General features: G+C 64.5%; 8 protein-coding genes and 1 tRNA gene. All 9 read right to left on the bottom strand.

Features of this window, described 5'->3' with window-relative positions:
• Nucleotide 1: 1 nt before the first annotated feature.
• Nucleotides 2-78: transfer RNA gene (locus EPO09_RS18980), tRNA-Arg, on the bottom strand.
• Nucleotides 79-165: 87 nt separating this feature from the next.
• Nucleotides 166-1,419 carry a heme biosynthesis HemY N-terminal domain-containing protein gene (locus EPO09_RS18975; RefSeq protein WP_290645570.1) on the bottom strand — a complete coding sequence of 418 codons (1,254 nt, stop codon included), beginning with the start codon at nucleotides 1,417-1,419 and terminating at the stop codon, nucleotides 166-168.
• A gap of 22 nt (nucleotides 1,420-1,441) precedes the next feature.
• The gene (locus tag EPO09_RS18970; protein ID WP_290645568.1) at nucleotides 1,442-2,611 is read right to left on the bottom strand and encodes a uroporphyrinogen-III C-methyltransferase; all 1,170 of its coding nucleotides are present in this window, start codon (nucleotides 2,609-2,611) and stop codon (nucleotides 1,442-1,444) included.
• Between the two features lie 62 nt (nucleotides 2,612-2,673).
• The gene (locus tag EPO09_RS18965) at nucleotides 2,674-3,528 is read right to left on the bottom strand and encodes a uroporphyrinogen-III synthase (protein ID WP_290645566.1); all 855 of its coding nucleotides are present in this window, start codon (nucleotides 3,526-3,528) and stop codon (nucleotides 2,674-2,676) included.
• Nucleotides 3,510-4,454, bottom strand: coding sequence for a hydroxymethylbilane synthase (gene hemC, locus EPO09_RS18960; protein WP_290645564.1), 945 nt, complete (start codon nucleotides 4,452-4,454; stop codon nucleotides 3,510-3,512). Before hemC ends, EPO09_RS18965 begins: the two co-directional genes overlap by 19 nt.
• Before the next feature lie 34 nt (nucleotides 4,455-4,488).
• Complete coding sequence (locus tag EPO09_RS18955) at nucleotides 4,489-5,229, bottom strand: flagellar brake protein (RefSeq protein WP_290645562.1); 741 nt, start codon at nucleotides 5,227-5,229, stop codon at nucleotides 4,489-4,491.
• Nucleotides 5,230-5,245: 16 nt separating this feature from the next.
• On the bottom strand, nucleotides 5,246-5,551 hold the full coding sequence (locus tag EPO09_RS18950) for a flagellar protein FliT (RefSeq protein WP_290645572.1): 306 nt from the start codon (nucleotides 5,549-5,551) through the stop codon (nucleotides 5,246-5,248).
• Nucleotides 5,552-5,589: 38 nt separating this feature from the next.
• A complete protein-coding gene (gene fliS, locus EPO09_RS18945; protein ID WP_290645560.1) occupies nucleotides 5,590-6,051 on the bottom strand; it encodes a flagellar export chaperone FliS in 462 nt (153 codons plus the stop codon).
• 106 nt (nucleotides 6,052-6,157) lie between these two features.
• Nucleotides 6,158-7,525: a flagellar filament capping protein FliD gene (gene fliD, locus EPO09_RS18940; RefSeq protein WP_290645558.1), complete on the bottom strand. Its 1,368-nt coding sequence runs from the start codon at nucleotides 7,523-7,525 to the stop codon at nucleotides 6,158-6,160.
• Nucleotides 7,526-7,572 lie beyond the last annotated feature (47 nt).

Here is a 7,572-nt window from a genome sequence, read left to right as displayed (position 1 = left end):
CTGGTGCGGCTGGCAGGATTCGAACCCACGACCCCTTGGTTCGTAGCCAAGTACTCTATCCAACTGAGCTACAGCCGCCGAGAAGTGAGACTATAGCATGGTTTACGAGCATGTGTAAATACGCATGCTACTTTTTGACTGTGACAGTCAGATCAGGGCTGCAAATCAGGGTTGTTCGGGCAGGGCGGCCAGGCGGTAGAAGCGGGCGGCTTCTTCACTGCGGTGCTCGCGTTCAGCCAGTTGGCCCAGCTTGGCCCAGGCCATGCGGCGGCGTTCCAGATCCAGTTGCAGATCGTTGGCGGCTGACAGCAGCATGCCGCGTGCCTTGCCCCACAACTGGCGTTCCGACAGGGCCAGGCCCAGCGTCAAGGCCAGCCCAGGGTTGCGCAAGGCCGATTGTGTGGTGGCATCCAGGCGGGGCAGCCATTCGGCTTCCAGGCCCAGCAGGCTGTGCGCCAGGGCGTTGGCCAGGGCATCCACGGCTTCGGGTGTTTGTTGACCGATCTTGTCCCACAAAGGCGCGAGCCATTGGCGCGCTTCAATCTGGGCGCCCAGATCGGCCATGCGGCGTGCGGCGTGCGCAACCACCATCGGGTCCTTGCGGTCGTTGGTGTCGAGGTTTTGCCACAGTGCGCGGAGCTGATCGGCATCGCGGGCGGAATCCAGGGTCTCCACAGCCAGGGTACGCAGCAGGCCTTCAGCGGCCGAGCTGGTGAAGCCCTGGTGCTTGGCCAGCAGGCGTGCGGTTTTAAGGGCCTCAACCGGTTGGCGTGCCAGGCGGGTGGCCTGCAGCTTCAGGCGCAAGGCCTGGGTGCGGCGTGCCACACCGGGTGGCAGTTCGGACAGGTCATGCAGGGCGCGGCGTGCGTCGCGGTCATCCAGGGCGCATTCGGCGGCCAGTAGGCGTGCGCCTTCTTCGGTGGCGCGTGGCTTGCGGGTCAGGCGCGACAGATCCAGGGCGCGTTGCAGATGTTCGTCGCGGCGCTTGCGGTCTTGCAGGCGGTGCAGGCTGCCGGCAGACAGCAGATGGGCCAGCGCCGTGAATTCGGCGTCCAGCGTGAGTTCTGGCGTATCGGCCTGGATGGCCACGGCCTTCTGGCAGGCCTTGTGGGCGCGGGTGTAGCGGCCGGCCATGTACAGCGCCAGGCCTTCACGCAGTGCCGCTTGCGCGACCTTGTCGCGTTGCGAGATGCGCCAGCGCTTGGCGCGCTCGGGCAGTGCCAGCAGGCTGTCCAGGCCGCGCACCAGCGAGTACACGGCCAGGAAGATCAGCACCAATCCCAGCAGGAAGAGGTTGAGCGAGATGTCGGCACGCCAGCCCAGCCAGTAGATCGTGACCAGGCCGTCATTGGCGCCAAGGGCGGTGGCACCGACCACGGCGGCCACAGCCAGCACCAGGAACCAGACGATGGAGCGCATGCTTGGGCGTCCTCGCTGTGGTTCAGCGGCCGCCCGATACCGTGGCCAGTGCGGCCAGGGTGTCGTCGGGGCGTGGAACCGTGGTCTGCTGGCTCTGCGCGGCCACGTCCGTCAGCATCGATTGCAGCAGTTGCGTCTTGCGCGATTGCAGGTCGAAGTAACGCGGCACGGTCGCCTGGATGTTCTGCAGATCGGCCAGGGCCACCGCGTTCTGGCGGCTCAGCAGGGCCAGGCGGGCATTGAGCAGGCGCAGCTTGATGTTTTCGCGCAGGAAGAAGCCTTGATCGGGCGAGATCAGCATGCCTTCGGGGCGGTTGATGCGTGTCAGGCGGATCAGGCCACGGGTTTCGTTCCAGAAGGTCTGGGCGGCGCCTTTGGTCCAGTCCAGCACATGGCTGCCCCAGCCGTTGGCGCCATCGTCCGGTGCAGAAGCGGGCGTTGCGGCTTGAGCGGCGATCTTGTTCTTGCCGCCGGTCTTGCTGGTCAAGACTGGTTTTGGCGCGGCCTCTGCCTTGGGCAGGGGCGGCATGGTGGCTTCCGGCTGGTTCAGCAGGGGGAGTTCATCCACCAGGCGCGCGGCCTCATCGATGCGGATGGTCAGCGAACCGGTATCGGCCACGCGGGTGGCGCGGACGCGGTCCAGATCCTTGGCCAGGGCGCGGCGGATGTTGTCCAAGCGGGGCTGGCGGGCACGTGCCAGGCGGTCATCGGCCGATTGCATGGCCGTGATCAGGGGCTCGGCGCTGCCAGTCAGCGTGGCTTGCTGGCTGGCCACGCGCAGGCCGGCTTCGATGTCGGCCACGAGGTTTTCGTCGCGCGACAGGCTCAGCGTCTTGATCAGGTCTTCAACCTGGGTACGCTGCAAGGCGACCTCGGTGATCTTGGTTTCCAGCAGGGTCGAGCGGGCCGTGGCTTCGCGTGCGGCCTCCTGGGCCTGGCGTGCCAGTACGCGGGCTTCGGTGGCCTGGCCCTGGCTGTCGATCTGGCGGCGAACCAGCTCCTGCTCCAGCGTCTGCACCTTTTTCTGGGTGTTCCAGGCCACCCAGCCGGCACCGGCGGTGGCCACACTCAGGATGACAACGGCCCAGCGGACCCAGCCTGCGGGGGCATCGAAATCACCCTGCGGATCGAGCGGCATGGGCTCGACCTGGATGGGGGTGGGGAGGTTGGAGGGGGCGCTGGTGTCGGTCACAGTGAAATCATTGTATCGACGAGCCAGGATTGCGCCTGAGAAGACAGCGCACGCAAGCCTGCTTACTCAGCTGATCGTAGTGCTTCCACCACTGCGGAGAGGGTGGGGCGGGTCGAGGTGATGCGCTGGATGCCCAGTTGCTGGCAGCGCTCTGCGATTTTCGGATGCGTGACCACGGCGTGTGCGGCAGACCAGTCCTGGCAATGCAGGCCATGTGCCGGCAGGTGATGCTCGACCAGATGGTCGATGGCCTGGGAGCTGCTGAACAGCCAGGCGTGTTGCGCGGGGTGCTGCAGCGCTTGTGCGGCCAGTGCCTGCTGGGAGGGCGTCCACTCGCCGGGGCCGCGCTGGTAGGTCAGCACAGATTGAACGGTGGCGCCGCGTGCCCGCCATTGCTCGCTCAGCCAGTTGCGGCCTTTGGCTTCTTGCTGGTCGCCACCACTGATGATGGCCACTTGCTGGCCTTGCCAGTCCAGCGGTGCCAACAGCGGCCACAGGGTTTCGGAATCAAATTGTTCTGCCGATGCGTCCGGGCAGATGATTTGTGCAGACGTCAAACCGGCGTCTTCACCCGCGAGCATCAGGCTGTGCGCCGTGCCGGGGCCTGGGCTGGCAGCCAGGGTGCCTGCGGGCCAGATGGCGCCGTGTGGGCGAAGCTGGAAAAACCAGTGAACGGCAGCCGGGCTGACGAACATCAGCAGGCGCTGTGAGGCCAGGTTTTGCCAGAGGTGCGCAACCGGTGCGGGATCAGCCGGGCCGCCAATCGCAATCAAGGGCAGAACGTGCGCATCCAAGCCGTTGGATTGCAGATCAGCCGCCCAGATGCTGGCTTGCGGTTCCGGCCGGGTGACCAGAACCTGCAGGCCTTGCACGCTTGAGGAGGGTGCTGGCGAGGGGATCAAAGCGCCGCCAGCCATTGCGGGCCGGCCTGGGCCTTGAGTTGGGCCGCGACAGCCTGGCCCATGGCTTCCGCATCGGCGTGGGTGCGCGGCTGGCCTTCCGTCTGGGCCTGCACCAGCGTGCTCTGTTCGGGGTGGCCCAGCAAGCTGCGCAGCAGCAGGGTGTTGCCACGCCACTCGGCGAAAGCGGCCAACGGCATGGAGCAACTGCCGCCCATGGCACGGGACACGGCGCGTTCGGCCAGGGTGGCCAGCCAGGTGGGTTCGTGTGCCAATTGCAGCAGGGCTGGGCCCAGATTGGCGTGGTTGGCTCGGATTTCCAGACCCAACGCGCCCTGGCCGGCTGCGGGCAGCATGTCGTTCGTGTCGATCACCTCGCGGATGCGATCGGCCAGGCCCAGGCGTTTGAGGCCGGCGGCTGCCAGCACGATGGCGTCGTACTGGCCTTCATCGAGCTTGCGCAGGCGGGTGTCGAGGTTGCCGCGCAGGGCTTCGATGCGCAGATCCGGGCGGCGGGCGCGCAATTGCACCAGGCGGCGCAGGCTGGAAGTGCCCACCACGGCGCCTTGCGGCAGATCGGCCAGGCGCGCATATTTGTTCGAGACCAGGGCGTCGCGCGGGTCTTCGCGCTCCATCACGGCCGCCAGGACGAAGCCGTCGGGCATCTCCATGGGCACATCCTTGAGCGAGTGCACGGCCAGATCGGCGCGGCCTTCTTCCAGCGCGACTTCGAGCTCCTTCACGAACAGGCCCTTGCCGCCCACTTTGGACAAGGCGCGGTCGAGAATCTGGTCGCCCTTGGTCGTCATGCCCAGCAGGTCCACCTGGCGGCCAAAACGGCTTTGCAGCAGGTCACGGACGTGCTCGGCCTGCCACAGGGCCAGGCGGCTTTCGCGGGTGGCGATCACCCAGGGGGAGGAGGGGGTAGAAACAGGCGCAGTCATGGGCCGATGCTATCAGCCCGGCTGCCTGCTTTCCTTAACGCTGATCAGCCAGCAGCGCCAGGCGGCGTTTTTGCGTCTGGTTGATGTAGTGCTGCAAGCGCCGGTCGCTCCAGTCCATGCCGACCAGCTCGCACCCCAGGCGGGTGCCTTTGGATTCGGGGTGAATGGCTGTGACGTGGTGGATCTGCAGCGAGACTTCCATACTGGTGTCATCGTCCAGATCCAGGTGGCATTGGCCGATCTTGACGCCCGCCGCGATCATCGGGACGTTGTCAGGCAGGAATAGTGCGATGCCGCTGAGGCTGACATCCAGGATGCGCAAGGCCAGTTGCATGTCGGGCATGGCAGGGTGGCGAAAGCGCGCCACAGGGCTCTTGGCCGCCAGAGGCTGCACACGAAAGGCCGAGCGCCGCTGGAAGCGGAACAACACGCGGGGGTAGCGGGCATTGAGCGCGCTGTGGTGTCCGCCCTTGACATGCACCACGCCTTCCAGATCGAACTGGAGCTTGATGCTGTCCAGATATGCCACGGCGACGATTTCACCGGACTCCAGCAGGGCGTCCAGGCGCGCGTCGCCGTCTTCTGCACTGAAGCACAGGGTGTGCCGATCATTGTCAGCCGACCACATCAGCGTGGTGTAGCTGTCGCCGTTGGGGCCGCTGAGCGTGACCAGGGCCCGTGCATCCAGCAGTTGCTGCAGGTAGGCCTGCACTTCGACTTCGGATGTAATCCGGTAGTCGTCCAGTTCGGCCGTGGCAGCTCGTGAACCAGGCATAAGGATCCTTGTGCGCTCAGTGCATCTTGGATGGATCTGTGGCGTTGCCCATCATGCGGCTGAGATCGTTGATCCAGGGCTCCGCCAGGTTGCGGATCTCGGCATCGTTGACCAGGATGCGCTGCATGATGCGGCTCTTGAGTGCGATCTCGTCCGGACCCAAAGGCAACTCGTCGGATGCATGCTTGAGCTGGGCGATCAGCACGGCGCAGGCGCCTTCCAGCTTGACCACGGTATCCCAATCACCCGCACGGGCGGCGTTGAGCATGTCCAGGCTGGCGTGTTCGATGGCTTCGTAGTAGCTCAACAGATTCCCGTTCATCAGGTCTTCGTCGGGCGCAGTGATCAATTCAGGGGCGTTCATGCGTGGACCTCCATGGCTGCGCGGACAACAGTGGCATCAGCGGGGGCGATGGACACCCACGCGTCTCGAATAGGGCTCAGCAACTTGGTGCACTCATCCAGCGCAGTGATGTCATTGCGCAGATTGGCTTGGGTCAGTCGCATGACGATGTAGCCGTACAGGTCGTTAAGGTGCTGTGCCAGCTCGCCGCCGGCACGCAGGTCCAGTCCAGCCTTGAGGCCTTCATCGACGATGCGCACGCTTTTGGAGACGGCGGCGCACTTGGCTTCGATGTTGCGGGCTTGCATGGCGCCTTTGGCCTGAGCGATGCTGTCAAGTGCCCCATTGAAGAGCAGGGTGATCAGCTGATGAGCCGACGCGCCGCTGACACCGGTCTCGATGTCAATCTGGCGATACACGCTGCTCATTTGTTTGGAACTGAACATGCTGGCAGAAGAACCCGTGGCAGTGGCGTACATCTGGAACTCTTTGGTGATGCTGAATTCAGCGTTAAAAGCTTTATCGGCATCACCCCTCGCAGCTTGAACTCCCGGGCGTGATCTGATCCCAGGAAATAGGCGGTTTTCAGGCCTCGTTTGCCGTCATCGCGTTGTCGTCCTCATGCATGGACGAGGCCGCGTACTGTTCGAGCAGGCGCTGTTTGTAGAGGGTGCCGGCGGCCGATGACGCATCAGTCTGTTGACTGCTGGTGGCACTCTGGGTGGCGCTTGGCGTTGTGGTTTCGGCCTGCCCGGTGGGCAACGCCAGCAGACGGGCTGCCAGACCCGATGACGGGTCCTTGGCGCCGCGTGCGTCAAAGAGCTGCTCCACCTTGCCCGGGTCTTGCGCCAGTGCCTGGTTCAATCGGGTATCGTCAACAGACAGCCGACCATCCTGGCCCAGGTGCATGCCGATGCTATTGAATTGCGCGCCCGACGGTGTGCCGCCGGTCTGTGAGCTGAAAGCCTCCTGCATGCTTTGCTGGATGGCCTTGGCTTCTTGCACGCTGTTGTCGCTGGACGTGGGATCCGCTTGCGCCAGTTGCGACACCATGTTGTTGTAGGCGTGCGCGAAGGACTGGATGTCCTTGGCCATGGCTTGCGTGTCCGTGCTCACCTGGATGGTGGCAGAACCGCTTTCCTGGCCATTGAGCCGCAAGGTCAGGCCGGACGGAGCGTCGTCAATCACATTCTGGGCGGATTGCACATCTCGACCATCGATCTTGAGTTTGGCGTCCTGCGCATTTTGCGTCAGCGCTTCACCGCCGCTGACCTGGGCCGGGTTGAAGCCCATGGCTGCCAGCGTCTGCGCGGTTTGGTCGTCACCCTTGTCAGTTGGCGTGGCCTCGGCCTTGAAGCCGTTGGAGGCCCCGGTCGAGGTGGAGCGCAATACCAGCCTGGAGCCCGTGGCATCACTCACCACCATGGCGATCACGCCTACGCCGGCTGCGTTGATCTTGTCGCGGATGTGTTCCAGCGAGGTGTCTTTCGGGCCAAAGGTGACGCTGGCCTTGGGCCAGTTCGGATTGGTGGCAAAGGTGCTGGTGGAGGTGTTCCAGGTGCCCAGTTGCAGGTCCAGGGTGCCGATGCCCACCACGGTGGACAGCGACGAGAAATTGGACGATGTCGTGGTCTGTGCAGTGGCAACAGCATCGACCTGGATGGCATAGCTGCCGGGCGCAGCCTTGTCGCTCACGGCCTGGACCAGCGCCTCGTTGTCGGACGTGGCCTTGGTGGCTTGCCAGGTCTGGCTGTTGTTGAGGTGGGCGGCGGCGTCCAGCACGGCTGAGGTGGCGCCGCGCAGCTTGCCAGCAGATGAAATGCGGGTTTCAGGTTCTGCGTCGGTGGTGCGGGCAGTCGAGGCCTCGGCTTGTGGGCGCGCAAAAGCCGACGCATTGACCATCAACTGAAGGTCAATGCCGTCAACTCTGGATGCTGAGCCTACGGTAGCCATGATGCTGTCCTAACGCCTTATCTCACCTGTCACATGCGGTTGGGAAT

Source organism: Aquabacterium sp., assembly GCF_004297345.1.
Classification (GTDB): Bacteria; Pseudomonadota; Gammaproteobacteria; order Burkholderiales; family Burkholderiaceae_C; genus Aquabacterium.
This window is presented reverse-complemented; position numbering and strand designations above follow the sequence as displayed.

Coding starts and splice junctions, on each gene's coding strand:
- EPO09_RS18975 (WP_290645570.1), bottom strand. CDS start 1,419: ATGCGCTCCATCGTCTGGTTCCTGGTGCTGGCTGTGGCCGCCGTGGTC.
- hemC (WP_290645564.1), bottom strand. CDS start 4,454: ATGACTGCGCCTGTTTCTACCCCCTCCTCCCCCTGGGTGATCGCCACC.
- fliS (WP_290645560.1), bottom strand. CDS start 6,051: ATGTACGCCACTGCCACGGGTTCTTCTGCCAGCATGTTCAGTTCCAAA.
- EPO09_RS18955 (WP_290645562.1), bottom strand. CDS start 5,229: ATGCCTGGTTCACGAGCTGCCACGGCCGAACTGGACGACTACCGGATT.
- EPO09_RS18965 (WP_290645566.1), bottom strand. CDS start 3,528: ATGGCTGGCGGCGCTTTGATCCCCTCGCCAGCACCCTCCTCAAGCGTG.
- EPO09_RS18950 (WP_290645572.1), bottom strand. CDS start 5,551: ATGAACGGGAATCTGTTGAGCTACTACGAAGCCATCGAACACGCCAGC.
- fliD (WP_290645558.1), bottom strand. CDS start 7,525: ATGGCTACCGTAGGCTCAGCATCCAGAGTTGACGGCATTGACCTTCAG.